Source organism: Streptomyces sp. NPDC060000 (genome assembly GCF_042737375.1).
In the GTDB taxonomy this organism is placed as follows: Bacteria; Actinomycetota; Actinomycetes; order Streptomycetales; family Streptomycetaceae; genus Streptomyces.
This window is the reverse complement of sequence record NZ_JBHWUU010000110.1, coordinates 1-26,159: the sequence shown is the minus strand read 5'-3', so window position 1 is coordinate 26,159 and position 26,159 is coordinate 1. Positions and strand designations below refer to the sequence as shown.

23 protein-coding genes and 1 pseudogene are annotated in these 26,159 nt (G+C 70.9%); 9 read left to right on the top strand and 15 right to left on the bottom strand.

Features of this window, described 5'->3' with window-relative positions; translation table 11 throughout:
* Positions 1-215: 215 nt before the first annotated feature.
* From ACFWBB_RS38570 to ACFWBB_RS38545, 6 genes are all read right to left on the bottom strand, one after another.
* The gene (locus ACFWBB_RS38570) at positions 216-650 is read right to left on the bottom strand and encodes a VOC family protein (protein ID WP_385282679.1); all 435 of its coding nucleotides are present in this window, start codon (positions 648-650) and stop codon (positions 216-218) included.
* Between the two features lie 470 nt (positions 651-1,120).
* A complete protein-coding gene (locus ACFWBB_RS38565; RefSeq protein WP_385282676.1) occupies positions 1,121-1,990 on the bottom strand; it encodes a hypothetical protein in 870 nt (289 codons plus the stop codon).
* A gap of 1,237 nt (positions 1,991-3,227) precedes the next feature.
* Entirely contained in the window at positions 3,228-3,527 is a 300-nt protein-coding gene (locus tag ACFWBB_RS38560; protein WP_385282674.1) for a hypothetical protein, read from the bottom strand.
* A 485-nt stretch (positions 3,528-4,012) separates the two neighbouring features.
* Positions 4,013-4,924 carry a Ku protein gene (locus tag ACFWBB_RS38555; protein ID WP_385282672.1) on the bottom strand — a complete coding sequence of 304 codons (912 nt, stop codon included), beginning with the start codon at positions 4,922-4,924 and terminating at the stop codon, positions 4,013-4,015.
* Between the two features lie 226 nt (positions 4,925-5,150).
* Positions 5,151-5,327, bottom strand: coding sequence for an RCC1-like domain-containing protein (locus tag ACFWBB_RS38550; protein WP_385282670.1), 177 nt, complete (start codon positions 5,325-5,327; stop codon positions 5,151-5,153).
* A gap of 5 nt (positions 5,328-5,332) precedes the next feature.
* Positions 5,333-5,446, bottom strand: coding sequence for a hypothetical protein (locus ACFWBB_RS38545; RefSeq protein WP_385282681.1), 114 nt, complete (start codon positions 5,444-5,446; stop codon positions 5,333-5,335).
* A 926-nt stretch (positions 5,447-6,372) separates the two neighbouring features.
* Between ACFWBB_RS38545 and ACFWBB_RS38540 the strand changes: the two genes are divergently transcribed.
* From ACFWBB_RS38540 to ACFWBB_RS38530, 3 genes are all read left to right on the top strand, one after another.
* Positions 6,373-7,626 (top strand): hypothetical protein, encoded by a 1,254-nt coding sequence (locus tag ACFWBB_RS38540; protein ID WP_385282667.1) that lies wholly within the window; start codon positions 6,373-6,375, stop codon positions 7,624-7,626.
* Between the two features lie 100 nt (positions 7,627-7,726).
* Positions 7,727-9,223: a histidine kinase gene (locus tag ACFWBB_RS38535; protein ID WP_385282664.1), complete on the top strand. Its 1,497-nt coding sequence runs from the start codon at positions 7,727-7,729 to the stop codon at positions 9,221-9,223.
* A 4-nt stretch (positions 9,224-9,227) separates the two neighbouring features.
* On the top strand, positions 9,228-9,881 hold the full coding sequence (locus ACFWBB_RS38530) for a response regulator (RefSeq protein WP_385282662.1): 654 nt from the start codon (positions 9,228-9,230) through the stop codon (positions 9,879-9,881).
* Positions 9,882-10,143: 262 nt separating this feature from the next.
* Here ACFWBB_RS38530 and ACFWBB_RS38525 read toward each other — a convergent pair whose 3' ends face one another.
* Entirely contained in the window at positions 10,144-11,100 is a 957-nt protein-coding gene (locus ACFWBB_RS38525; RefSeq protein WP_385282660.1) for an NAD(P)-dependent alcohol dehydrogenase, read from the bottom strand.
* 131 nt (positions 11,101-11,231) lie between these two features.
* Here ACFWBB_RS38525 and ACFWBB_RS38520 point away from each other — a divergent pair, with 131 nt between their 5' ends.
* Positions 11,232-12,143: a helix-turn-helix transcriptional regulator gene (locus tag ACFWBB_RS38520; protein ID WP_385282657.1), complete on the top strand. Its 912-nt coding sequence runs from the start codon at positions 11,232-11,234 to the stop codon at positions 12,141-12,143.
* A gap of 68 nt (positions 12,144-12,211) precedes the next feature.
* Positions 12,212-12,397 (top strand): annotated as a pseudogene (locus ACFWBB_RS38515) (hypothetical protein); the annotation flags it as partial.
* 77 nt (positions 12,398-12,474) lie between these two features.
* On the opposite strand, the gene ACFWBB_RS38510 reads toward ACFWBB_RS38515, so the two are convergent.
* The 6 genes from ACFWBB_RS38510 to ACFWBB_RS38485 form a co-directional block, all read right to left on the bottom strand.
* On the bottom strand, positions 12,475-13,134 hold the full coding sequence (locus ACFWBB_RS38510; protein WP_385282655.1) for a DUF5825 family protein: 660 nt from the start codon (positions 13,132-13,134) through the stop codon (positions 12,475-12,477).
* Between the two features lie 64 nt (positions 13,135-13,198).
* Entirely contained in the window at positions 13,199-15,175 is a 1,977-nt protein-coding gene (locus ACFWBB_RS38505) for a RiPP maturation radical SAM C-methyltransferase (protein ID WP_385282652.1), read from the bottom strand.
* A gap of 93 nt (positions 15,176-15,268) precedes the next feature.
* Positions 15,269-15,391, bottom strand: coding sequence for a hypothetical protein (locus ACFWBB_RS38500; RefSeq protein ID WP_266720057.1), 123 nt, complete (start codon positions 15,389-15,391; stop codon positions 15,269-15,271).
* A gap of 77 nt (positions 15,392-15,468) precedes the next feature.
* The gene (locus ACFWBB_RS38495) at positions 15,469-17,292 is read right to left on the bottom strand and encodes an alpha/beta hydrolase family protein (protein WP_385282649.1); all 1,824 of its coding nucleotides are present in this window, start codon (positions 17,290-17,292) and stop codon (positions 15,469-15,471) included.
* Entirely contained in the window at positions 17,285-18,610 is a 1,326-nt protein-coding gene (locus tag ACFWBB_RS38490; protein WP_385282646.1) for an MFS transporter, read from the bottom strand. Before ACFWBB_RS38490 ends, ACFWBB_RS38495 begins: the two co-directional genes overlap by 8 nt.
* Positions 18,611-19,663: 1,053 nt before the next feature.
* A complete protein-coding gene (locus ACFWBB_RS38485) occupies positions 19,664-20,473 on the bottom strand; it encodes an IclR family transcriptional regulator C-terminal domain-containing protein (RefSeq protein ID WP_385282643.1) in 810 nt (269 codons plus the stop codon).
* A 335-nt stretch (positions 20,474-20,808) separates the two neighbouring features.
* On the opposite strand from ACFWBB_RS38485, the gene ACFWBB_RS38480 reads away from it, so the two are divergent.
* Together ACFWBB_RS38480 and ACFWBB_RS38475 are read left to right on the top strand one after the other, a co-directional pair.
* Positions 20,809-21,894, top strand: coding sequence for a homoserine dehydrogenase (locus ACFWBB_RS38480; RefSeq protein ID WP_385282640.1), 1,086 nt, complete (start codon positions 20,809-20,811; stop codon positions 21,892-21,894).
* On the top strand, positions 21,887-23,347 hold the full coding sequence (locus ACFWBB_RS38475) for an aldehyde dehydrogenase family protein (protein WP_385282637.1): 1,461 nt from the start codon (positions 21,887-21,889) through the stop codon (positions 23,345-23,347). Before ACFWBB_RS38480 ends, ACFWBB_RS38475 begins: the two co-directional genes overlap by 8 nt.
* On the opposite strand, the gene ACFWBB_RS38470 is transcribed toward ACFWBB_RS38475, so the two are convergent.
* Positions 23,328-23,537 carry a hypothetical protein gene (locus ACFWBB_RS38470; protein WP_385282634.1) on the bottom strand — a complete coding sequence of 70 codons (210 nt, stop codon included), beginning with the start codon at positions 23,535-23,537 and terminating at the stop codon, positions 23,328-23,330. The genes ACFWBB_RS38475 and ACFWBB_RS38470 overlap by 20 nt on opposite strands.
* A gap of 270 nt (positions 23,538-23,807) precedes the next feature.
* Entirely contained in the window at positions 23,808-24,257 is a 450-nt protein-coding gene (locus ACFWBB_RS38465) for a spore-associated protein (RefSeq protein WP_385282631.1), read from the bottom strand.
* 625 nt (positions 24,258-24,882) lie between these two features.
* On the opposite strand from ACFWBB_RS38465, the gene ACFWBB_RS38460 reads away from it, so the two are divergent.
* Positions 24,883-25,302, top strand: a complete 420-nt coding sequence (locus ACFWBB_RS38460; RefSeq protein WP_385282629.1) for a hypothetical protein — start codon at positions 24,883-24,885, stop codon at positions 25,300-25,302.
* Positions 25,303-25,435: 133 nt separating this feature from the next.
* The gene (locus tag ACFWBB_RS38455; protein ID WP_385282626.1) at positions 25,436-25,999 is read left to right on the top strand and encodes a dihydrofolate reductase family protein; all 564 of its coding nucleotides are present in this window, start codon (positions 25,436-25,438) and stop codon (positions 25,997-25,999) included.
* Positions 26,000-26,159: the final 160 nt, after the last annotated feature.

Here is a 26,159-nt window from a genome sequence, read left to right as displayed (position 1 = left end):
AAGCCCCAGAACGGCGGCAGGCTTCCACCTCGCATCGGGGCCCTTGCACTGCCGTGCTCGAGCTCACCGATGAGCTATTAGAACTACCGGTACTCGGCCAACCACCAGGTCGTCATCGACACCTCGCCCCCAGGGGAGACCTCTGGCCGCATGCAGGACCACCTTGAAGAGAGACCCAAGGGAGACGGCTCTTACCTTGCTGTCTCGGAGGATGCTCAGTCGAGGCAGAACTCGTTGCCCTCGACGTCCTGCATCACGATGCACGACTCATTGTGGTCATCGGCAAGCAGCAGTCGCTCGCGTATCGCCCCGAGCGCGACCAGTCGTGCGCACTCGGCTTCGAGCGTGGCGAGGCGCTCTTCACCCACGAGCCCGGTGCCGACTCGCACGTCGAGATGCAGCCGATTCTTGACGACCTTGCCTTCGGGGACGCGCTGGAAGTACAGCCGCGGGCCCACGCCTGATGGATCACTGCAGGCGAACGCTGCCCCCTGCCGCTCAGGCGGCAGCGAGCGATCGAAATCGTCCCACGTAGCAAACCCCGCCGGCGGTGGCGGTACGACGTACCCCAACACCTCGCACCAAAAGCGAGCGACGCGCTCAGGTTCTGCGCAGTCGAAGGTGACCTGGAACTGCTTGATCGATGACATCGGCGCACCATAGCAGGGGGACGCTGTTGCTCATTTCCCAACTACCGCTGCGGATATGCGTGTTGTCGCTAGGAGGCAATCGGTTACGGGACAGCCTCTGCTTCGGAACCTGGAAGCCGCCGCTCGTCTTCTCGAGCAGTTCAGGTCAGGGTCGGTCGGCAGTGCCGGCGCGGTCGGCGGGACCGTTCGGCTCCGGCGGGCGACGCAGAAGATCCGCCGCCTGGAGCCGGGGTACGAGTACGCAGTGGCCCGGTTCCTGGCGCTCGGCGCGCTCTGGGGGGTTCTGCGTCCGCAGGGTCGGTGATGTCGAGCCGGCATCGGTGCAAGCATGTGAGTGGGGCCGCAGTCGTCAATCCGTCCGGCCGTGTCCGAGCGCGCCGTGTCCCGGCGCGTCGTGTCCTGAGCCTCACTGGCGACTTCGCACACGCAGGACGTGACAGGGCGTCACAGACGCCCCATCGCATCCGGGCTTACGGCTCTTCGGTAATGCTCGTGGCGATACCGTCGGTGACCTTCACCGTGGCGGACAGGGTGCCCGCCTTCGCGGCCTTCTCCAGTTCGGCCTCGGTGCACTGCTCGGCGGCCTGCCCGTCGGCATCGCCGCACATCCCGCCCACACCCCAGATCTGGGTGTCCTCAGCCAGCCAGAACTGCTGCTGGGTGTCCTTCGTGTCCGACACCGTGTACTTGCCAGGCGCCAGGTAGGACACCGTTCCCAGCCAGGTCCCGCTCACGCCGCTGGACGAGCCGCTCCCACCGGTGCCCGAACCACCGCTCGCGGACGACTTCGAACCGCCCGAAGCGGAGGACGAGCCGCCGGTGGACGAGGAACCAGTGGACGAGGAACCGGTGGACGAGGAACCGGTGGACGAGGAACCGGTGGTGGAGGAACCGGTGGTGGAGGAGGCGCCCGTGCCGGAATCGTCGGCGGGCCGTTCGGTGACGGTCACGGCTATGCCGCTCTTCAGCACCACGTCCGCCGCCACCGCACCGCTTTTCGTGGCCTTCTCCAGCTCGGCCTCGGTGCACTGCTCGGCGGCCTGCCCCTTGGCATCGCCGCAGATCACGCCGGCGCCCCAGATCTTCGTGTCCTCCGCCAGGAAGAACTGCTGTGCCTTGCCGCCGGTGGTGACCGTGTACTTGCCCGGCGCCAGGTAGGTGACCGTGCCCTCTGTGAACGTGCCGCTCACCCCGCTCTTGCCCGCAGCGGCCTGCGCCGTCGCCGTACTGTCCGCGTCAGTGCCCTGGGCAGTGTCGTCGCTCTGGCAGGCGGTCATCAACAGCGTCCCCGCCACAGCGGCAGCAGCGATCAGGACGGAACGGGCGCGCAGCGAAGTCATGACGAAATAGCCCCTTCGGGAGCAGTGGAGTGGGAGATGGTCAGCAGCCTCTGAGCCGCTGGGCATCAACTATGCCCCACTCAGACCCCCTAGAGATCAATGTCCATGGCCCTCCACGCTGCCGTGACGGAACGCGGCCACACCAACGTCGTTGAGTCGCAGACCAGTTGTTTCCGCGGCGCGCACCGCCAACGCCTGGCCCGGGCCCCCGCTGCTGCGGCGCCCGGCACAACGGCCGAAAGCACGTGGGCGCCGCGGCACGACCGGCACCAGTGCCCATATGAACTGCCAACTCTGCCCTCCGACGTCCACGCAGGTGCCCTCCCGGCTCAGGAACAACTCCCACCTCGGCTGTGTCGGGGATCTTGAATCTGTCTATGTCAGTGGCTCCGTGGACTGTCAGAGGGCAGCACGTCGAGGCCGAGATCAGGTCCCCGAATGCGGCGTCCGTCCGCGTCCCGCCCGTCCACCAGAACTCATTGGCTCGGCCGGTTTGGGTACGGGTACCGGGCTTCCCGCCTCAGACCGCGGTTCACACGCTGCGGCTTGGCGGCCGGTCGGGCGGCCTGCTGGTTACGTCACCGGGCCCACGGCCCGGGCCCGGCCGAGGTCTCCAGCCAAGCGGATCCGGAGCAGATCAGCGCGGTCCGTTCCGCACGGGCGGCACGCGACCGGCGCCTGCGCAAGGACCTGGCCGCCGTCCAGAGCGAGCGCTACGGTGCCCGGACCCGGCCGGGCAGGCCCGAGCAGTTGCGGACGCTCACCTTGCAGGAGCCGGCCGGGAGTTCGCCGAGGAGAAGACCGCGGTCCTGTCGCGGCCGGCGTTGCCGGACCTGATCCCGCCGTCCGTTCCACCATCCCAGTGGCGCACGCCGCCGCCCCTTGCCGCCCGCACCCGCAGCGCCCCCGTGGACGCGCCCGGGACTGACGAGTGGCCCCGCTCAGGCTCTGCCGATCCAGGCACTGCCGCCGATTCTGATACCACCCGGCCCCGCCGACGCGGCCTCGGCCCGGCCCCGGCTTGCAGGGTGTACGGATTCCCCAGGACAACACGACAGCCAGCAACGATGGATGGAAGCCGGACGAGCTCCAGCAGAAGGACGGACCTCAGCCCACCGACGCCCAGTTCGGCACCGCCCCGCAGCTGTAGACCCGCTCGCCGAGGCCCGTACCGCCGCCGTGAGTTACGGACCTCACCCCAGCTGAGGTCGCCGAGCCCATGGAGTGGTCGCCATCGTCATCGGCTGCGTCCCCCGGTGACCCCGTCCAGGTCCAGAACTTCGTCCAGCGTGCGACCGATGCTCTCTACGAGACCGTCGTCCCTGTCGCTGGCGCGGCCCCTCCCGTGGCCACGATGGCTGTCGTCGTCGCCGTTCAGGTCCAGGAGGCCGTCCAGGCCCAGGTCAGTCGGGGCCTTTGCTGAGGGCTGCTGTACTGCGGCGGCCGGGGCGGGTGCGGGTGCAGCGGACGCGGCGTCCGTGGCCAGAGCGAGGGATACGACGGCCAGTCCCGCCGCGGTGAGTGCGTGTCTGATCATGATGTGCATGATGGGCGACAGCGCCCGGCGGCGCCGTCCACTGAACGGGTGGTGTCCGGCCTGGCGCAGCCCCGGCCGGCCCCCGGAGTGCGACGGCCCCACCGGCGTTGACGCCGCGGTGCTCTGCAGACGACACCGAGGTGAGCTCCTGTCCGGAGGAGCGGAAGATCACCGAGTTGATCACCACCCGCAGGGCTTTCTCCGCTCGCTCGGTGGTGGCGCGTTGCACGCCGGACTCCCGGCCGGACAGCTTGACCTCCGGGAGCAGGTCAGCCACTGGGTCAGCCCCTCCAGTCCGGCGGAGAAGGGGGTCCGGGCGGGCGGCAACCGCCACCGGATACTCGAAGACCGCGACTCTCAACTCCAAGTCGGCGTAGCGCAGATGCAGGGTGGCGGTCGATGCCAGCTGCGACATGCCCGAAGGACGATCGCGCACGGCCGGATGGTTGCCGACCTCACCTCCCGAGGCCACAGCGCTGATGAGGTCAGGCGCTCCGGCGCTTCCGCGCGGCCGTCTTCTTCGCCGCGGTCTTCTTGGCCGGCGCCTTCTTCGCCGTGGTCTTCTTCGCGGCCGTCTTCTTCGGCTTCGGCAGCTCGTGCACGTCGGCGTCCTCGCCGCGGGACGCCTTGGCCTTCTGCACGGACTCGGTCAGGGCCGCCATCAGGTCGAGGACCTTCCCCGGCTTCTCAGGCTCCGGCGCCTCCGGAAGCGGCTTGTCCTCCCTCTTCGACTCAATGATCTTCGCCACGGCCTCGGTGTACGTGTCCTTGAAGTCGTCGCCTTCGAGGTCGTCGCGGGACATCGACTCCATCAACGCGAGCGCGCCCTTGATCTCCTCCTCGGAGACGTCCACCGGCGGCGGCAGCACTTCAGCAGGGTCGCGGATCTCGTCGGGCCAGTGCATCGCGTGCAGGACGATGGCGTCGCCGCGGACCCGCAGCATGCCGAGCCGCTCACGTCCGGACCATGCGTACTTGGCGATGGCCACCTTCGATGAGCGCGCCAGGGCCTGGCGCAGCAGCTTGTAGGGCTTCGCCGCGACTTGCCCGTCCGGGGCGAGATAGTAGCCCTCGCCGATCCGGATCGGGTCGATGTCGTCCGCCGCTACGAAGGCGTCGATCTCGATCGCTTTCGCTGTCGGCAGCGGCAGGTCGCGCAGCTCCTCGTCGCTGATGGCGACGACCTGGTCCTTGGCGTACTCGTAGCCCTTGCCGATCTCCGCGCTCGACACCTCGCGGTCCTCGATCTCGCAGATCTTGCGGGTGCGGATCCGCCCCATGTCCTCCAGGTGGTACTGGTGGAACTGGATGCTGTGATTCTCGGTGGCGGACTGCACGCGACAAGGCACTGTGACCAGGCCGAACGAGATGGCGCCGGACCAGATGGTTCGGGGCATGGCACACCTCCGCAGCAGGCCCCGAGCAGGATCAGCCTACGAAGGGTGCGCGCATCCCGCACCAGCTGCACCCTCGGGCAGCCGTATGCCTCCCGTGGGGAGCCGGGAGGCGCGGCGGGCCCCGCCGTCGGCAGCGGGACAGCAGGGACCAGCAGAGGGATCCACCCGGGGGTGAAGCGGAATCCCACCGGCACACCATGCACCACAATCCGGCCAGCGGACCAGATCACGGCCGGAAGTAGGTGATGTCAGTGTCACCGGCGAAGGTGCACCCATGGCGATCACCGTGCGGACCTTCGGACTCACTCACCTGGACCGACACCGTCGGCACGCCCCACGCCCATACGGCACCGTCCTCGCGCAGCGCCAGGCTGTGGTTCAGGCCGTCGGCGATCGCGATCACCTTGGTCAGCCCCTCGACCCGGACCGGGGCAGTGCTGTCGGCGTGAGCGCCGCCGGCGCCGTCGCCGAGTGACCGTGGTTGTTGCGTCCCCGGGCCACCACGGTCTGGTCGGCGAGCAGGGCCAGGCTGTGGCTGCCGCCCGCGGCGATGTCTCTGGCGTTGGACAGTTGCCGACCTGGCCCGGTGCGTTGTGGCTGAACACGCTGCCGTCGCCGAGCTGCCCCGATCCGTCGGCGCCCCAGGACTGCACGGTGCTGTCGGTCATCAGGGCCAGGCCGCGCCCGTTGGCCACGCCCGTCCCGCCTGCGACGATCTTCACCACCTCGGCGCTCGTAAGCCCGAGCACGGTCGTAACCGTGGTGCGGAAGTCGGCATGGGTACCGTCACCAGCCTCTGGCTTCCGGGCCTGCTGTGTTGTCAGTGGCTCGGGATACGGTGCGGTGTCAGAGGCCGGACGGAGATCGTGAGGGACTCGCGGCTATGGGGGGTGGGTCGTACAGGCCCCGGCATCCAGCTCGGGACTGGAGTCAGTTTGCCGTGTCCCACCCCCCACCTCCGCCGCGCTGGTCAGCTGCCTGCAGACTCTCTTGGACGATGCCGTCGCCGCCCCGGTCGGCTTGGGCTCGCAGGCGTTCGGCGGCCTGCGGTCTCCTGTCGGCGATGTGCCGCAGGCTCTCCCGCAGGCCGGCGACCTCACCGAGCCACTGCATCCCCTGGGCCTCTCCGGGGTGCTTGCGGGTGTTGACCTCGATCTCCCGAACAGTTCGCCGAAGGACTGCGCACGCATCGCGGCCGAGTCCGGGGCCACGTCGGCCGGAACGGGTGCAGAGGCAGCCCGGCCGCCCTCGCGGACCAGGTTCCTGGAACGTTGAGGTGGAGGATTCAGGGCAGTGCGCCGCAGACGACGTGCTTGGGCGTCCTGTACAGGGCGAGTAGTCGGTTGGCCGATCGGACCGGCAGTGTGGCCGGTCGGCCGACGCGGTGTCGTGGGGCGTGCGCCTAGCGTCGTTCCGACCGAGCCACCGCGCTTCGAGGGGAATGTTCGATGGACCAGCCAGGGACGACCGCGGCACACGCCGACACCACGGCCGTGGTCGGAGCGACCACGGAGTTCGAGCCGGACGTCATGGACCTGTTCGTGGAGACACTGCGCCGTGCGGTCAGGGGCGAGTTGCCGGTCGTGGGGACGGACACCCTGTTGGGCGCGCTCGTGATGGGGGACACGGACGCCGGTACGGCGATCGCCCCGGGGATGCGGAAGGCCGGTTCGCTCAGCGGCGTGATCTCCGGCCGGGCGGGCGCTGGTTGGGTGAGCGACGACGAGGCGCTCGGTGCGCCGGTCGCGGACCGCGCGGAAGCCGATGGGGCGGAGGTCGACGCCGCGTGGCGTGAGGCACGGTGGCGCTTCGGCCTCGGTTCGCGCGGATCGGCTTCGGACAGCGGCCGAGTGCTGCCCGGGATGACGGGGGCGATGCGCGCGTGCCTGCTGCTCGCGCTCAGGTCGGCCCGCGCCGAGGGGACGATCTCGGTGCGCTGCCGGCATGTGGCCCGTGCCCTGCTGGCCCTGCCGGAGAGCAGGGCCAGGGAAGCCCTGCTGCTGCGAGGACTGGATCCGGACGCCGCGGCAACCGCGCTCGACGGACTGGACGCGAGCGCCCCGAGGGAGACCGAGGGAAAGGATTCCCACGGCGTCACCCTTCTTCGACGGGCCGGAACACTGGGCAAGCACGGTAACCGCCTGACCCGCGCGCTCACTTCATGGACCTCCGGGGCCTCCGTGAACGGCCCACCGGTGCTGTTCGCGGTGTCCGTCGAGGCCGTGCGGCAAGCGGTACGGTGCGGGCGCGCGGCGGCGGAGCCGGTGGATCTACTGCTGGGAATACTGGCCCTGGACCGGGCGCTGTCCGTCGCCGGGAGCTCGCTTCCGGGGAGCCTGACGGCCGCCAACGCGGCTGCAACCCTGTTGCGCCGGCACGGCGTACGGCAAGCCTCCCTGGTCGCCTCGGCTTCGGCGATGCCGTCCGACGCTGTTCCCGACGGCGACGGCGACGGCGACGGCGACGGCGACGGCGACCGCGTGCGGCTGTCCGTCGCCGCCGACCGGATCATGGCGGTCGCGCGGCTGTCCGCCGCCGAGCACGGTTCGCCCACGGCCGGTACGGTCCACCTCTTGTCCGCGCTGCTCGACGAGTCGGTCACGTATGCGGACGCCGGGGCTGGTGGAGTGGTCGTACCGGCTGCCGACCAGGTGGACGTAGCCGCGTTGCGCGCAGAGCTGAGCCTCCGGCTGGGCGCATGACAGCCGGGGCCCGCAGTGCGGCGGCCACCACCACCACGGCTACCGTTCCTCCCGGGAGATCCACGGTGGCGGGATCCACGGTGGCGGGGCGAGGGTGATCATGAGTCAGGTGGCCGAAGAGGCAGAGCAGCCGCGCCGACCCGTATGGCTCGCGCGCACGCTGACCGGTGGCCCTCGGTGGGTGCGCCGGGAGACGGCCGAGAGCTGGGCCATGGTGCGTGCCGCCGAGCGCCGTACGGTCGTCCGCGAGGCGCTGGTCTGTGCCCTGGTCGCAGCCATCTGCCTGCTGCCACTGCTGTCGGCGCCCCCGGAACGGCCGGCGTCGGCGGTGCTGGAGGGGGTGTGGGCGGCGCTGATCGTCCCCGCTCGGCGCGGTCGGCCGGTCGCCGCCGTCGTATGCGCTTCTCTGCTGCTCGTGGGCTCCAACGTATGGACGCTGGCGGTGGTGCCGCTGATCGTGCTGTCCACCACCCGTCGTATCGCACCGCCACAGCGTGTGTGGCAGGTCGCCGGGGTGGCGTGCGTCGCCGTCGGTGTCCTGACCGTCGCTTCCGCCCTGGTCCACTCCGATGCCCTGTCGGCGGAACTGGCCAGCAACGCGGTCTCAGCGGTACTGCTCCTGCTGTTCCCCGCTCTGGCCGGGACCCTCCTGGGGCGGCGGCGACCCCTGGTCAGCCTGCTGCGGGAACGCAACGCCTATCTGGAACAGACCCGCGCGCTGACCGCCGCGGCCGCCCGCATGGAGGAACGGACCCGGATCGCGGGCGAGATGCACGATCTCCTGGGCCACCGGCTGAGCCTGATCTCCGTGCACGCCGGGGCGCTTGAACTCGCCGCCGCGCGACAGGCGCCCGCTCTCGTGGGACAGGCCGAACTGCTGCGCACGACCGCCGGTACGGCGATGGGGGAGCTGCGTGAAATCCTCGGTGTTCTGCGGCACACGGACATCACGGACCTGATGGACGGGACCGTGGACGAGAGGGGAACGCGGGAGGACATCACCGCTCTGGTGACGGAGTCCCGGCAGACAGGCAGCACCGTCGAGCTGGACTGGTCCGTTCCCGACACGGCCGAGGCCGCAGGCCTGCGTACACGTCAGGCGATCCACCGGGTGGTCCGCGAAGGGCTGACGAACGTGCTGAAGCACGCGTCCGGCGCGCCCACCAAGGTCGCGGTCAAAGGCACGGCCAGGGGGATCGAGGTGTCCGTCACCAACGAGGCGCCGCGCGCGGCGGGCCACTCCCAGCGGGGAAGCCACAGCGGGCTGGCCGGCTGCCAGGAACGGATCTCGTTGCTCGGCGGCTCGTTCGCAGCGGGCGCCTTGACGAACGGCGGTTTCCGCATGGCGGCTTGGCTGCCCGTGCACGGGAACGGGCCGCTCGAATTCGCCGCGATCGAGGGACCCTTGACCGAAACACCGCCGGACACGGCCCGTCTTCCCGCCGGTGGCACCGGGCCGGAAGGGGCCCGTGCCCCGGTGCCGGACGAGATCCTGACCTGGCCGCGGGTCCTGGGATCGGGCTGCGTGGCGTTGCTCGTGGTCCTGCCGACGATCGGCTTCCTCGTCGTACTGCTGACGACGGCAGTCATAAGATGAGCTGATGATCCGAGTCCTGATCGCCGACGACGAGGCGTTGATGCGTGCGGGAATCCGGCTGATCCTGGAGAACGCCGAGGACATCGAGGTGGTCGCCGAGGCGGGCAACGGTCGCGAGGCCGCCGCGGCATGCCGCGCCCAGGACATCGACGTCGCCCTCCTCGACATCCAGATGCCTGTCCGGGACGGAATCGCGGCCGCCGAGGACATCGCCCGACTCTCGCCGCGCACCTGTGTCGTGATGCTGACGGCATTCGGCGAGGAAGCGAGCGTGACGCGCGCCCTGCGGGCCGGGGCGAGCGGATTCCTCCTCAAGGACACCGGTCCCGTCGAGCTGATCCGCGCCGTGCAACTCGCCGCGAAAGGTGAACCGGTCCTGGCACCCAGGATCACCCGGCAGCTGCTGGAACGGCAGGTACGGTCCGGCCTGGACACCGAGGCCGCTCTGCGCAGGACCGAAGAGCTGACCCCGGCCGAACGCGATGTCCTACGGCTGCTCGGCACGGGGTTGTCCAACGCGGAGATCGCCGATCAGCTGTATCTGAGCGCCGGCACGGTCAAGGCGCACATCAGCCGGATCCTCACCCGCACCGGTTGCGCCAACCGCGTACAGGCCGCCGTCCTCGCACATGACGCCGGGCTGCTCACCGATCGTTGAGCCGGCCCTCCGCAGCCCCGCGCAAGCGGGCGGCGCCGGACGGACGCACGGTCCGACCGCGACGGAATCCATGGCGTTGCCGGGCGGCAAGCGGTGATGGGCCCGACGTCGGCGGGCGCCGGGTCTTCACCGGACGGGCCGACAGCCGGGAAACCCGTCGCCTCCAGCAGGCGTCGCAACGCCGTGTTCAGGCTCTGGGCCACACGGTGGGTCGACGGGTGTGCGCACCACGAGTTGCCCGACCCGCCACCGAAGCGGAGTCTCACAGTCCGTCGGACACCGCGATCACGTGCTTGCCCGCGCCGCCGCCGCGCTCGAATGCCTGGTGCGCGGCGGTGATGTCTGCGAGCGGGTGGATTTTGTCGACCACCGCGCGCAGCGCACCCGAAGTGACGTGGTCGGCCAGATCGCGCAGCATGGCGGTGTCGGGATTGGCGCTGAAGGTACGGATGCGGCGGGCGCCGTAGACGCTGGATGCCGCGATCGCGGCCAGGGCGGGAGCCGACAGACCGACGGTGACCATCCGGCCTCCCTTCGCCAGCCGCCCTCGGTAGCAATGCAGTTCCGAGCCCACGGTGTCGACGATGACGTCGAACGGTCCGATCCGGTCCGAGGTGGTGGAGCCGTAGTCGAAGACCTCGTCAGCGCCAAGACCGGTGAGGGACTGGGCGTGGCGGTCGCGGGCCAGCGCGGTGACATGGCAGCCCAGCGCATGAGCGAGTTGCACGGCCGCCGTGCCGACTCCGCCCGCCGCGCCCCGTATCAGGACCCGTTCGCCGCTCACCAGGCGCACGCTGTCGCGCAGCGCTGTCAGCGCGGTCGTGCCGGCGACCACGAGTGAGGCCGCGTCGACCGATGGCAGGCCGGCCGGAACGGGCGCGATGCGGTCCGCGGGGACCACGACGTACTCGGCCGCCCCACCGACGGTGTGCCGCTGCCGCGGATGCACCGTGCCCCACACGCGTTCGCCGGCCCGGAGTCCCTCCACCCCGACGCCGGTCGCGGCGACGGTGCCCGCGAAGTCCAGTCCCACTCCGATCGGGAAGCGGCGTCCCGACACGAACTTCAACTCCCCGGCGCGGACGATCACATCGTGCCCGTTCACACTGGACGCCTCGACCGCCACCAGGACCTCACCCGCACCAGGAGCCGGGCGGTCCACGTCGTTGACCCGCAGGACGTCCGGGGCACCGTAGTGCGTGATCTGAGCGGCCTTCATGTCGCTGTTCCTTCCGTGGACGGCTGTCGTTGACCCGATCCTGGACCCCGCCGGCGGTATCACGGTCGTTCGCGTTTTCCTGGGACTGCCGGACCCACCCTCGCAAGCCGCGCTCCGGGCATACTGCTGCCGTGACCGACGACCTTCTCGCCCTGACCGACGACCCCCGACGTGAACTCGCGGAGTTCCTACGGACCCGCCGTACCCGGCTGCGGCCGCAGGACGTCGGACTGGAACCCGGCCCTAGGCGGCGCGTCGCCGGGCTGCGGCGTGAGGAGCTGGCCCTGTTGGCCGGGGTGAGCGCGGACTACTACCAGCGCATGGAACAGGGCCGCGACGTACGGCCTTCCGACCAGGTCCTGGACGCCCTCGCGCGCGCCCTCAACTTCTCCGCGGAGGAGTCCCGGCACCTGCACAGCCTCGCCGCCGCCGCCCGCACCCCCGCCCGTCGCCCGCGCCGGTACGTGCCGGAGGAGATACCGCCCACCACGCTGCGGCTGTTGCGCACCCTGACCTCGCCCGCCGTGGTCATCGGCCGCTTCCTGGACGTACTGGCCTGGAACCCGCTGGCCGGTGCCCTGCTGGGCGAGTTCACCCAGCGGCCGCTGGCCGAGCGGAACCTGCTGTCGCTGCTGCTGCACCCGGAGGCCGACCAGGCATGTCCGGAACGGGCAGCCACCGTCAGTGAGTTGACCGCGATGCTGCGCGCACAGGTCGCCGCCGATCCGGGACACCCGCGTGCCGTGGAGCTGGTCGGTGAACTCGCGGTCCGCAGCGTCGAGTTCGCCACGATATGGGCTCGTCACGACGTGTTGGAAACCACGCGCGGCCGGATGCGCGTCAACCACCCGCTGGTCGGGGAGCTGAACCTGGACTGGGACGCCTACCCGATGCCCGGCGCTCCTGGCCCCGTGGTGATCGTCTATACCGCCGAGGAGGGCGGACCCGACGACGAACGACTCCAACTGCTCGCCGGCCTGCTCGACACCCCCGGCCCGTCCTCGGCCTCCGTCTCGCGGCGCACGGGACCTGGACCGATGTGATCAGCGCGGCAGCCCGATTCCCTGGTGCAGGCTTCCTACCGAGCAGCACCGAGGGCCTGCACGCAACGACAGACTGCGGCTCGTACGCCCCGCACGGCACCTGGCCCGCCCTGCGCGGCCTGATGACGTGGTCGATCAACTGGGACCGCTTCGCGGGCGGGGAGTTCCAGCGGACGTTCGACAGTTACTTCGGGGGATGGGGATGCCCGTCTGTGGCCGGAAGGGGAGAGGGCCGGCCACAGACAGGCACATGACGGTCACCACTCCGACTCCACTCCACCTCCGCTCCGACTCCGCCCGCTGGTCCGGCGGGGCCCGGGCGACCGGGCGTTTATACGGCCATGGCCTCCTGGAGCCAGCGGGCGACCCGGTAGGGCAGCCACCACGCCAGTTCACCGACGCGCAGGACCAGGTGTTCGGCCGTGAACTCCTTCAGTACGTCGGCGGGTACGCCGGCGTGATGCGCACCCTGGTCGAGCCGGGCGATGGCCTCCCGGTATCCGGGTTCGTCGGCGGTGAAGCGGCGCAGGTCCCCCCAGCGGCGGTCGCGGATCTGGATGAAGCCCGGCCCCTGACGCCAGACCAGCTTGCACAGGTAGTGCCGGGTCTGCCAGGCGTGCAGTGCCTCCTCGGCGTTCTCGAGGCCGGTGATGGTGCGGGGCGGCTGAAGGTGGGACAGCACCTTCCACTGGTGGGCGGCGTCCTGTGGCGACAGCCGGAGGTCCCAGTCGACGGAGACGGCCCGTGCGGTGAGATCGCGGACCAGACACAGCCGGTCGACGATTCCGCGATGGGCCGCGGGGTCGTCGGTGGACAGGTCGACGGTGGTGTCCAGTTCGGCGTGGCGCACGCCCAGGTCCCACAGACGGTCGGCCTGCCGGGTCCGGGGAGTCACGGGGAGGGGCCCCAGCGACATGCCCGGCAGGCCACGGGCTTGTGGGTCGAGGTCACGCCAGGCTCGAATCGTGAAGTTCGGTGCGGTGGCTGTCATGTAGGTCCTTCGTCGGGTCGGGCGGCCGGGCGACCGGGCGGCCGGAGGGTGAGGCGACCGGCGCTCAGGACGAGGCGGGCGCGGGCACGGCACCGGCCTCGGCACCGGCCTCGGCACCGGCCTGGGCCTTGGCTTCGGTCGGGGTCCGGCTGTGGGTGTGGCGCATGTAGTCCAGACGCAGCAGGTCCTGGTTCACGGCGGCGGGCGCGATGTGCACGTACTGGCCCGCGTCGGTGAACACGATGCCCTGGGTGACCCACTCATGGAGGAGGGCCTCGAGATCGTGCGGTGTGCACCGTGCGCCGCCCTGGGAGTCGGCGGCCGACGTCAGTTTGCGGTGCAGTGCCACGATGGTGTGAGGTTGGTCAAGGAGGCGGAAGAGCGCGGTCTCAAGCGGATCGGTGAGCTGCATGGTCCGCCAGGTGAAGAACGGCCGCCTGCTGACCAGCACGATCCGCTCACCCAGGTCGGTGTGGGTCAGGCGGGCGTCGGTGTGGTGCTTCTTCCAGGCGGCGATGCCGTCGTTGAGGAGGGCGACGGTCGGCTCGGTGATACCGCGCTCCGGGGCCTGGAAGACGTAGGCCAGGTCGTGCAGTTCCGCCTCGGGCAGGTCGTAGGTGAAAAGGTAGTGCTCCTCGGGCCGCAGTCCGGTGAAGCCCAGTTCGGGGCGCTTGAAGTAGGGGCTGAAGCGTTCGATGGCGATACGGGCGGACAGGTCGACCGGTGGGTTGAGATGTTCCAGGGCGGGCAGCTGCCGGATGACGGGCTCGTAGTCCTCCGCGGTCTCTCCGGGGAAACCGTGCAGGTAGTTCCATGACACCGACAGTCCGGTCTCCGCCGCGTCGCGGAGCATGCGTACGTTCTGGCAGCCGCTGACTCCCTTGTCCATGAGGTCGAGGACGCGGCTGTTGAGGCTTTCGATGCCCGGCTGGACGTAGATGAGCCCGGCGTCCGCCAGCACCTGCAGCTGAGGGCGGCGCATGTTGGCCTTGATCTCGATGTGCATCCGCAGGTCGTAGCCGCTGTCGATGATGCGGGGCAGGACGGTGGACAGGTAGCGCATGTCCAGGATGTTGTCGACCACGTACATGTCGAGCACCCGGTGACGTTCCGCCAGGTCCATGATCTCCCGGTAGAACGTGTCGGGGCTCTTGCTGCGGAACTCCATGAAGGAGCCGTTCAGGCCGCAGAAGGTGCAGTGGTGCTTCTCTCCCCACCAGCAGCCGCGTGCGCCCTCGACGACCAGTTTCGGCTCCACCCAGCTGTGTGCCACGGACGCGGCGAGACGTTCGAAGTAGCCGCTGTAGTCGGGAGGCAGGATGGCCGCGGGCGGCAGCGGGCCGGTGGGCATGGGGTTGGCGGTGTGCGCCGACCCGGTCGTGCGGTGGCACAGCCCCGGGATCGAAGCCGCGGCGGCCGGGTCGCCGTCCCGCAGCGCGGTCAGCAGCCGGGGAAAGGCGTGCTCGCCCTCGCCGCGGATCACATAGTCGACGAAGGGGAAGTTCCGGTGGACCGCGGCACCCTGCTCGGCATCACAGTTGGCCCCGCCCATGACGGTCACGATGTGCGGCGCGAGGCCCTTGATCTGCCGGGCCGCCGCCAGCGCGGCGGTGTTCTGCTGGAAGGTGGAGGTGAACCCGACCACGTCGGGCCGCAGGTCCACGACCCGGCGGGCCACCTCGGCGACGAACTCGGGTACGGCGCGGTGCAGTTCGCGGGTCATGCGCATCCGGGAGCGGCGCAGCTTCGGCGACATCACGTCGACGAACTCCGACTCCTTCCACGCCGGGTCGTCGTAGAGCGCGGAGGAGAACACCCAGTCACCGCAGCCGAGGAAATAGGAGGAGAGGGCGTAGTACTCGTAGTCCTCGGCGGTGAACTCGGTGCGGCTGGTGATCCAGTCGGTGAACTCGAGATTGGCGTGCAGCACCTCGCACGTGGCGTCCTGGACGTGTTCGTCGACGCTTCGTTTCAGGATGCCGAGCGCCAGGGAGGGCAGGTCTATCGGGGACCAGGGCATGTTGACGAGAAGAACGCGCACGGTGGGCTCCTTGCGCACGGGCGGCTGGCGGGACGGGAGGCGCGGGAGGGAGCCCGGCCGGCCCGTGTCGAGTCGGGCCGGCCGGGCCGTGGGTCACTCCTCGTCGTCGCTCTCGGCGGCGTTGCGGAACGGGATGGTGATGGTGATGCCGATGCCCGGCTTCCGGTTCTCCTCGTCGCCTGCGAGCGGGTCGTTGTGGATGATGTCCTTCTGCATGGTCGTCCTCCTTCTCGGGTTCATGACGTGTTCCTCGGGCGGGTGGTGCTGTGCACGACCCGGTCCCGCTGAGTCGGTCAGCGGGACCGGGGTCCTCCCGGACGTGCCGGGGGACGCGAGGGGGCGCCGGGCGCCGGGGCGGGCAGATGTGTGCGCAGGAAGGTCAGGGATCGGCGCAGGACGGCGACGTGCGTCGCACCGTCGTAGCCGTCGTGGCCGGTGTCGAGCCACATCTGCTCGTGGGGCACGTCCGCGCGGGCCAGGGCGTCGAGGTAGCTGCGGATCTGTTCGGGCGGGCACTTCACGTCCCTGTCCGCGCCGACCACGAGCAGGGGCGCCTGCACCTCCGCCGCGAAGGTGAGGGGCGAGCTGTGGGCGTAACGTTCCGGCACCTGTTGCGGAGTGCCGCCGAACCAGCGGACGTCCAGGGCGCGCAGCGCGGGTGTGGTCGTCCGGTGGGCGGTCACCCAGTCGGCGACGGGTTTCACCGCGACGCCGGCCTGCCACAGCGTCGGGCGGGTCCCGAGGGCGAGCAGCACCAGGTACGCCCCCCAGGAGACCCCCCACAGGGCCGTGGCGCGGTCGTCGGCGAGCCCGCGCCGGACGAGATCGGCCCGGACGGCGGCGAGGTCGTCCACCTGGGGGTGGCCGACGCCGGCTTCGGAGGCCCGCCGCCAGCGGGGACCGTAGCCGGTCGATCCGCGGTAGTTGACCCGTGCGACGGCGTAGCCGGAGGCGACCAGCGAGTGAACCGTGGCGTCGTAGGCGTCCCGGTCGTGGTCGGCGGGCCCGCCGTGCACCACGAACACGGTCGGCGGCGCTGCGGCGCCGGCGCCCGCCCCGTCGAGCGGGTGGTCGTCGGAGCGCGGCAGGCTCAGCAGGGTGTGGACCGGGCCGTGGGGCGTCGGCGTCCACAGCTCGGTGTGCCGCCCGGGTACGCGCGGCAGGAGACCGGGCGTCGGCAGGGCGATCCCATCGGTGGCGTGTGGTACCGGCGGGTGGGCGGTGTCCGTCCACAGGTAGTGCAGTCCGCCGCCCGCACGCGGGGCCGCGTCGAGCAGGCTGCCCGGGGGAGTGGGCACGACGCGACGGGTACGGCTGTGCAGGGACACCCGGTGCAGCATGGAGCGGCCGTGGCGTTCCTGGCGCACCAGCACGTCGTCGGTGTGGGGGTACCAGGCGGCGGTGATCTCCGTGTCGAAGCCGCACCAGGAGTGGGCGACCAGGCCGCGGTGCGGCGTCCACGTCGCCAGCCGGTAGCCGTCCTCCACCTCGTGCACCAGCAGCAGCTCGGACCGCCCGGGTCGCGGCGAGAAGCCCCGGCACCAGAACTTGCCTGCGGGGCTGCCGGTTTCGGGCAGCTCGGCGACGACCCGGCCCGTCGAGGTGACGACGGTGACGGTCGCGTCGCCGTCGGACACGGCCGCGAGGGCCACCAGGTCGCCTTCCGGCGTGATGCCGCCCAGCCGGCCCTCCCCGGCGACGCCGAGGATCTCGCGCGGCGCCCGCCCGCGCCGTCCCACCAGCAGCCTCGTGCCGCCGTTGCGGAGTGCGAGCGCCGCCGCGACCGTCCCGTCGGCCGTGAGCGCCAGACCGCGTGGCAGCCCGGTCGGGGCCCCCGGCAGACCGGGCAGCCGGCAGCCGCCGTCGAACGGCTGGAACCACCAGTGTCCTCGGCCGTCGGCGTCCTCGTCGAACCACCACACGTACGCGTCGGCGTCGATGGCGCAGTGCACCGTGCCTTCGGGTCGGTCCGTGACCTGCCGGGTGGTCCGGGTGGCCGCGTTCCACGTGAATACCTCGCAGCGGCCCCCGGCGTCGGCCGTCAGCACCATCCGACGGGCGTCGCGCGGGCACACGTGCGGCAGGGCGCTGAGGAAGACGTTGAAGGTGTCACCCACGGCCGTCTCCCGTCCCGGCGGCAGCCGCAGCGCCAGCGCGCAGTGCGGCAGGCGCCCTGAGCTGCGTGTACACGGCCAGCACGGCGAACAGAGCGGTGCACAGCAGCGCGGGCGTGCGGAGGTTCCAGGCGGTGACCAGAACGGCGGCGAGCGCCGGTGCACCCGCCGCGGTCAGCGCGGAGACCGAGCCGAGCACGCTCGCGGTGCGCGACTGGAGGGCCGCCGGTGTGCACGCGACGGCGGCGCTGGACAGGACCACGGTGATCATCGGCACCAGCAGGGACAGCCCGGCGAACGCCACTCCCCAGCCGGTCGCAGCGTCCGCCCACATCAGGGAGCCGCACGGCAGCGGCAGCAGCCACGCGGTCAGGGTCAGCAGGCGGACCGCACCGAACCGTCGTACGAGAGGGGCCGCGACCAGCGAGCCCAGCAGACCGGCTGCTCCGGACGCGGCGAGGACCAGGCCGAGCGCCGCGCTGCGCGCGTCGGCGCCCAGCCGGAACAGCGCCGTGTAGAACAGCAGCGTCAGGGCGCCCCCGGCCGTCGACGTCCAGACCAGGACGAGGCGCAGCACCGGAGAGACGGCCACCGTGACCACGCCGGCTCTCGCGGCGCCGAACCGTTCGGTCCACCTCCCGCGCCGACCGGAGTCCTCGCCCGACGGCGTGGCCGGGGCCGGGGCGGGTGTGTCGAGGGGGGCGCGGATGGCCCGTACGCCCAGCGCGGCCGCCGCGTAGGAGAGGGCGTCGGCCAGGAAGGGCACCGGCCGGGCGAGCTGGAACAGGGCCCCGCCGAGCGCCGGACCCGCGATCAGCGAGACCTGGTCGCCCATCTGCATCCCGGCCGCCGCCCGGGGCAGTTCGTCGACGGTGGCCAGGTGGACGAGGGCTCCGCGCGATGCGGCCTCGTAGGCCACCGCGCACAGCCGCTCCGTCAGGGCCAGGGACACCACGACCCATAACGCGGGGTGGCCCAGACAGGTCAGAGCCAGTACCCCCGTCGTGAGGGCCGCGAGAGCCGCCGAACCCGTCATGAGGCGCCGCCGCCGACCCCGGTCGGCCGGTACCGCGACGAGCGGCCCGAGGACGACCCCGGTGAGCGCGGCGACGCCGGCCAGCGAACCCGCGGTGCCGGGGCTGTGGCCGAGCTCCAGGAGCAGCAGCGGGAGGACCAGCCCGGAGGCCTGGCTGCCGAGCCCGTCGACCGCGTTGACCCACCACAAGATCCTGAGGTCCCGGTCTGCCCGCGCGGGCGGATCGGGCCGGTCGCCGGCGCCGCCGACCGGTTCGCCGGGGCGCTCGCGGCCCGGCCGGTGCACGCGCCCGAGTTCCCGCGGGTCCGGCCGCTCCGCGCGGCGCGGCCGCTCGGCGGCGGGGGAATGCTTGTCGTGCGCTGGAGCGGGCCCGCCGGGCGGCCGGCGGATCGGTGACGCGTCGACGTTCCCCACCCCCCGTACGACCGGGAGGCCGCGCCGGACGGCCGGCTCCCACGTGTTGAAAGTGTGTGAACTGTGAAAGTGAGCGGGAGCCTAACCATTGCAGAACGTCAGCGACAAGTGCCGCACAGTGCGGAATCGTCGCCTGATACGAGGACATATGGCCGAGGACCGACTGGCCACGAACGAGGGCCCGTGCAGACGGGGAGGGCCAGGCGGCCGACGCGGCGCTCCGCCTGCGTGAGCCCTTCCGATTCACATCCGCATATCGACGGCGTTGCACTCCGCGCTTCCCGTGACGCGGGACGGAGCGTGTACATGGCAGGGCACATGTTCCTGTTCCCCATGTCCTGCGCCCCCGTTGGGCCCGCGTCCCCGGCCCCGGAAACGGTTGCGCAGCCGAACCCGGACGTCTGTGAACGACGCCGGCGAAACGCGGGGCGCTCCTTCGGTGCGGCCCGGAGTGCCGCACCGGGATCTCCCGTGTCCGTGGCGGCTGTGCGAGGCATTGGCCGACAATCCGCTCTCCGCGCTCTCAAATCTCGGTCAAGACCCGGGGAGCGTCGGTGGATCCCGCCTCCGCTCCGTGTGACTCCCGTGCGGGCCGTCGAGGCCGAGGAGTCGGAAGAATTTCTGCAGGTTTCGGGCCACGTCGTGCTCCCCGCCCTTGTCACCGAAGTCGACCGCGGGCAGGGTGGCCGGATCGGGCCGGTCGTCGCGGAGGGGACCGGCACGCGCCGTGGGCGATCCGGTGTGAGGCGACGCGAGTCGCTCCGGCCGCGGCACTCGAACCGCGGCGAGAGCGCACACACAGGCAGTGGGTTTCGCGGACTCCCCTCGGGGGTTGCGACGTCACGGGGTTGCGACGTCACAGTCGTTCGAGACCTCCGAGCGGACAGGGCGCCCACCGCGACGCATCCCGGGCTGCGAGTGGCCCTACCGAGGTGTGTCGTGGCCGCCGACGGCGTCCGCCAGTGCGGCGGCGGCAGCGGCCAGGTCCGTGCGGATCGCCCGCTCGTGCGGCAGTAGATCCTGCTCTCTGCCGACGACCGACACGGCAGCCCTGATGCGTCCGTCGGGGTCGCGCACCGGGACCGCGTATTCGGCGACCCCGTGTTCGAACTCCCCGTGCGCGGCGACGATGCCGCGCACACGGTCGCGGTCGTTGGCCGCGACGAGTTCCTCGGCGCTGTGGGCCGCGTCGGGGCCGCCGACACCGATCAGTTCGTAGTCGTCGAGCAGGACGGCGATCTCCTCGGCGGTGTGGTCGAGGAGAAGCGCGCGGCCTGCGCCGGTGCACCAGCACGGGGTGACGAGACTCGCCCGGCCCTGCCACTCCTGGGCGAAGCCCGCGGCGGCCTCGGCGCGCAGCAGTCGGACCTGGACGCCGTCGCGGACGGAGAGCCGTGCGCCGGCGCCGTGCGCCACGGCCATGCGGCGCAGGAGCGGGCGGCTGCGCCGGAGCAGGCCCGGGTGCAGGGACGCGGCCGTGGCGAAGAACGCGTCGCCGGCGCGCAGCGTCGCGTCGTCGAGGCGTTCGAGGAAGCCCTTGTCGCACAGGTCCTGAGTGGTGCGTGACGCCTTGCTGCGTTCGATGCCGACCTCGCCCGCGAGCCTGCTGACGTTGAAGCCGGTCCGGCCGGAGGCCTCGCGGTCCAGCACGGTGTTGACCACTCGCAGGGCCATACGCAGCGAGGAGGCCGTTCCCAGGCCCGTCTGTCCGGGGGCGGGGCGGTTCGTCGTCACGACCGCACTATATGCGAGCCGGTGTTCAGCGGCCCGGGGCAGCGGTCCGCGGGCCGCCGGGCCCGCGCGGCCACTTCTCGGCAACGCGGGCCAGGCAGGGCAACGCGGGCCAGGCAGGGCGGCGCGGGCTCGGCACGGCGGCGCGGGCCTGGCAGGGATCTACGGAGCGGGCCCGGCGCGACCCGACGCTTCGGCGCAGGACAAGCGGCACGCGCCGGTGCGCATCGGCAGTCCTCTCGGACGTTTCGGCATGGCCGTGCTGACGCGCCGGGGCGTGACGCTGTGCGTGGTCACGCCGCCAAGGGGTGGCGCTGACGGAAAAGGAGGAGGTCCGGATGACCCGCTACGATCTCGCGCTCATCGGATTCGGTGGTGTGAACCGTGCGCTCGCCGAACTTATCGCCGAACGCGAAGACACGCTGGAGGCCGAACTCGGCTTCGCGCTGCGGGTGGTGGCCATCACCGACCTGCGGGCCGGATCACTCGTGCGGACGGACGGCGGCGGGATAGACCTGGCACCGCTGCTCGCCGTGACACCGGCTGAACTCGACTTCTCGGGACTGGTGGGCGGCAGCCCCGACCCCCGCAACGAATGGGTCATCCGCGAGGTTCCCGCCGACATCGTGGCCGAGGCCACCTTCACCAACCCCACGGACGGTGAGCCCGCGCTGTCCCACGTACGGTGGGCCGTCGAGGCCGGCAAGCACGTGTGCACCACCAACAAGGGGCCGGTCGCCCTGCACGGCGGCGCCTTGAAGGAACTCGCGCGGCGGCACGGCGTGTGCTTCGAGTTCGAGGGAACCGTGATGTCGGGCACCCCGGTGTTGCGCACCGCGCGCCGGATGTTCGGCGGGCTGGCCGTGAACGGCTTCGAAGGTGTCATGAACGGCACCTCCAACTACGTCCTCGGCCGCGTGGAGTCCGGGCTGTCCTTCGCGGACGCCGTCGCCGAGGCCCAGTCCCTGGGATACGCGGAGGCCGACCCGACGGCCGACATCGAGGGGTACGACGTCCAGCTGAAGGTGATGATTCTCGCCGGTGAGGTGCTCGGAGCCGACCTCGGGCGCGCGGACGTGCCCTGCACCGGACTCTCCGCCCTCACCGCCGACGACGTCCGCCGCGCAGCGGCCGAGGGTCTGCGCTGGAAGCTGGTCGGCTCGGCCTGCAGGCGTCCGGACGGCACGGTCGAGGCCCGGGTCGCGCCGGTCGCGCTGCCCACCGAGCACGCGCTCGCCGGGGTTTCCGGGCCCGTCAACGCCGTCGCCTTCCACACCGACCTGCTGGGTACCGTCACGGTCGCCGGGCCCGGCGCCGGACGCGTCGAGACGGCCTACGCCCTGCTGTCGGACGTCATCGGCATCCACGAGCGGACCGCGACGCTCGCGGACGTCGAGACCCTCGAGGAGGCCGGCCGTGCCTGACACCGCCCTGAGCACCACCGCCCCGAACACCGGGCCGGGCACCGGCCTGACCGACCACGAGCAGGTCGGCGACGGCATGGCTGTCGTGCGCAACCCCTACAGCGGCGAGGCCGTCGGCTCGGTGTGTCTCACCCCGGCCGCCTCGGTGGGCGACGTCCTGCGGCGGGCCCGCGAGGGGCGGGCCAAGGCCCGTGGGCTCTCCCGCGCCGCCCGCGCGGCCGTGCTCGACGGCGCGGCCCGGCTGGTCGAGGAGCGCGCCGAGTCCTTCGCCCGGCTGATCGTCGCCGAGGCGGGCAAGACCTTGGTCCAGGCCCGCAAGGAGACCTCTCGCGCGGTCAACACCCTGCGTCTGTCGGCCGCCGAGGCGCGCCGCAACGCGGGCGAGGTGGTGCCGTTCGACGCCTACGCGGGATCGGAGGGGCGCCTGGGCTGGTTCACGCGCGAGCCGCTGGGCGTCATCGCGGCAGTCACGCCGTACAACGACCCGCTCAACCTGGTCGCCCACAAGCTGGGGCCGGCGATCGCGGGCGGCAACGCCGTCGTGCTCAAACCTTCCCTGCTCACCCCGCTGTCCGCGCTGCGGCTGGTCGACACGCTGGTGGAGGCGGGGCTGCCGGACGAGGTGGTGACCGTGGTCAACGGCGGCGCCGAACTGGGGGCCGCCGTGGTGGCCGCGCCGGAGGTGCGCATGGTGTCCTTCACCGGCGGTTTCCGCGCGGGTGAGGCCGTCGCCCGCTCGGCGGGGCTGAAGAAGCTCGCCATGGACCTGGGCGGCAACGCCCCCGTCGTCGTCCTGGCCGACGCGGACCTGGACGCGGCGGTCGAGGCCTGCGTGTCCGGTGCGTTCTGGGCGGCCGGGCAGAACTGCATCGGCACCCAGCGGATACTCGTCGAGCGCGAGGTGTACACGGCGTTCCGGGACGCCTTCGTCGAGCGCACGCGGCGGCTGCGCGCCGGCGACCCGGTGGACGGGCGCACCGACGTCGGCCCCATGATCAGTGCACGGGCGGCGGCCGCTGCCGAGAGGACGGTCGCAGCCGCGCTCGCGCGGGGCGCGCGGCTGCTGTGCGGACACGAGCGGGACGGCAGTCTGTACGCCCCCACCGTGCTGGAGGACGTGCCGGGGGCCTCGGAACTGTGGCGGGAGGAGGTGTTCGCGCCGGTCGTCGTGCTTCAGGCCGTGGACTCCTTCGAGGAGGCCGTGGAGCGGGCCAACGAGATCGACTTCAGCCTGCACGCGGGCGTCTTCACGAGCTCGCTGGATCGCGCGATGGCCGCGGCACGGCTGCTGGAGGCAGGCGGGGTGATGATCAACGACTCCTCCGACTACCGCTTCGACGCCATGCCCTTCGGCGGCTTCAAGTACGGCAGCATGGGCCGCGAAGGCGTGCGTTTCGCCTATGAGGAGATGACCCAGCCAAAGGTCGTCTGCCTCAACAGGGGGTCGGCGTGAGCGGGTCCGACGCCGAAGCGACGCCGAGTCCGCGGCGTCGGCAGGTGCGCAGGTGCGCGTCGAGTCCGGCGTGCTGGGGGATGCGCCGGTGCTCGCGGAGGCGTACCGGGGCGCGCACACCGCGCGCCCCGGACAGTTCCGCGTCAGCGGTGTCCCCGTCTGCGTCCACCTCCACCTCGTACGCGCCCACGGCACCCTCGCTCTGGGTCCTCGACGAACGCCATATGGGGGCAGGCTGGGGCGACGTGGTAGCGGTCACGGCAGACCCAAAGGACCCGAGAGTGTGACGCACACCCACAAGGCCCTCTGTCGGATCGGTGTCCTGCCGGGACCGAAGGGTGACCGCACGATCCGATCACCGAGGCGGAACCTGGGTCGTTGCCCAGGCGGAACCGGGGGGGTTCCGCCCGGGCGGGACCGGCGGTGTGCCGGGCGTGGTGGGTGTGCGGGTGGGTGTGGGTCAACGGGTGTAGGTGCTTCGGTGCTCCTTGAGGGAGGCGCAGTTGGAGCCGGTCACCTGTACGTAGGTGTTGGCGATGACGCCGCCCCAGTCGACGCAGTGGCCCTTGCCGATGACGTAGGAGGGTCCTGCGTACGAGGTGTAGCGCCCGTAGTCGTCGTCGCCTTCGTTGGTGTCGGGGACATAGATCCAGGCGGACATGTCCACGGCGGTGCCCGGGTTGCTGCGGATGGTGACGACACAGTTGTTGCCGTTGGCGGCGTTGTAGGTGAGGTAGACGGTACCCAGCGAGCCGATGGCGGCGGAGTTCACGGTCTTGTAGCCGCTTCCGCAGACTTTCTGCGGGGTGGTGTTGGGTGCGGCGGAGGCGGGTGCCGCCAGGGCGGTGGTGGCCCCCACCGACAGAGCGGCCAGTGCGGCGGCGCCCAGCATGGAATGAGTGAAGCGCATATTTCCCCCTTGTGTGCTTAGGAGTGAGTTGCTCCTGTCTTATGTGACAGGCAGGGCCTTCAGATGGTTGTGCCTGAGTTACTGACGTTTTCGGTCATAACTGGCAGCACACTTGGCTGAGTTGTGACGCAACCGGAGGGGGCGTGAGCGGTGCGTGCCGGGTTCGGGCTGCATGGGCTGACGTGAAAGTGCCCTCGTTCTCGCTCCGACCCGCCAGGTCACCCGTCTGGAGAAGCAGCACCGGGAAGAAGTCCGCACGTCATGGACCAAACAATCCCGCGGCGGACTCGAAGCCGCACGTCGGAACGCGAACCCGACGTCCTTTCCGCTGCCGCCGGCTTGCCACCCTTCCCTCGGCGGCGGCTCGATCAACGCCCAGCGGGCATCGGACAGGTCACTCGGATACGCACGGCGTTCGGGCATGACCAGGTGATACCGCCGGACAAGGGGCGTGCGCCCAGGAGTGTGTCCCGGCGTTGGAAAGCACGGGCCAGGTGGCCTCGTCAGGAACTGCTCCTGGCGCAACCTTTGTGACGGCCGCATCATGAAGTCCCGCTTGACGGCCTCTCCATTTGAGTAGCCGTACTCAGGCGTGTGGCAGTCCGTCCGCCTCAGCATGGTGAACATGTTGAAGTGGGTCCTGGACTTTGCCCTGTCGGTCCTGTTGTCAGGGTTCGAAGTGGCGGCGCTGGTTGCCTTCTGGTTCGTCGAAGGCATGAAGACGTGGGCTGCCAAGGGAAGGCCGGTGCCCGGTGAGACGAGTCGGCTCTTCCTGGTACTGAGTGTGGGGTCGACTTCCTCGGCACTGATCAGCTACGGCTTCTCCCGGGCTGATCTGCTGGTGGCCTGCGCGTCTCAGGCGGTCTTGGCTGCACTTCTCGCGTTGCTTTTGATCCTGGGTGCAGGAACCGAAGGCGGCAAGCGGATAAGCAGATACCGATTACGGAGCCGTCTTCGCCGAGAACGTCGTCGCTGGCACGCGTCCCAGCACGAAGGCAGTGGACGTGCATCGGCTCCGGTCCGCCGGTGCTGGCGGCGGTGGTGACCCATTGTCACTGAGGTTTTGGCAACGCCATGATCTCGTGAGGTGACTCGGCCCAGGGGGTGTCGCGAGCCGCGATGAGTCCTGCGGCGTCCGCTGGTCGTACTGTCGAACCCGTCACCGAGGAGGACTTCTGATGCGCAGCGTGACCTATTCGATGAGCGTCTCACTGGACGGCTACATCGTCGGGCCGGACGGCGGCTTCGACTGGACGGCGCCCAACGAGGAGGTCTTTCGCTTCGCCACCGACGAGGTGCGAGAGGTCGGTGTCCACCTGTTGGGGCGACGGCTGTACGAGACGATGCTGTACTGGGAGACCGTCGACCAGAATCCATCGCTCGACTTCCCAACGCTCGAGTTCGCCGCGATCTGGAAGCCGCTCCCCAAGGTGGTGTTCTCCACCACGCTCTCGGCGGTACAGGGCAATGCCCGCCTGGCCTCCGGCGGCCTGGCGGGCGAGATCGAGCGATTGAGAGCCGAGCCGGGGGACGGCAACATCGCGATCGGCGGCGCGACTCTCGCCGCCGAGGCGGCCGCGTTGGATCTGATCGACGAGTATCGGGTCAGGGTCTACCCGGTGCTGGTCGGCGGCGGCATTCCGTTCTTCCCCCAGCACGAGCGCCGGGTGGATCTCGAGCTCGTCGAGACCCGCACCTTCCGCTCCAGAGTCGTCTACCTCCGCTACCGCGTGGCGCGTTAGTACTGCAACGGTGTTTGTTCTGAGTGCTGGGCAGTTTTCATGGGCTGTGTCCGCGTCGTTTGTAGTGACTGAGCCTTTTCCAACCTCCCGCGTTAGTTCGGACGTAGAGGAACAAGCCAGGAAGCGATGGCTGGTCCGCTGGCCGGAACAGAAGGCGACT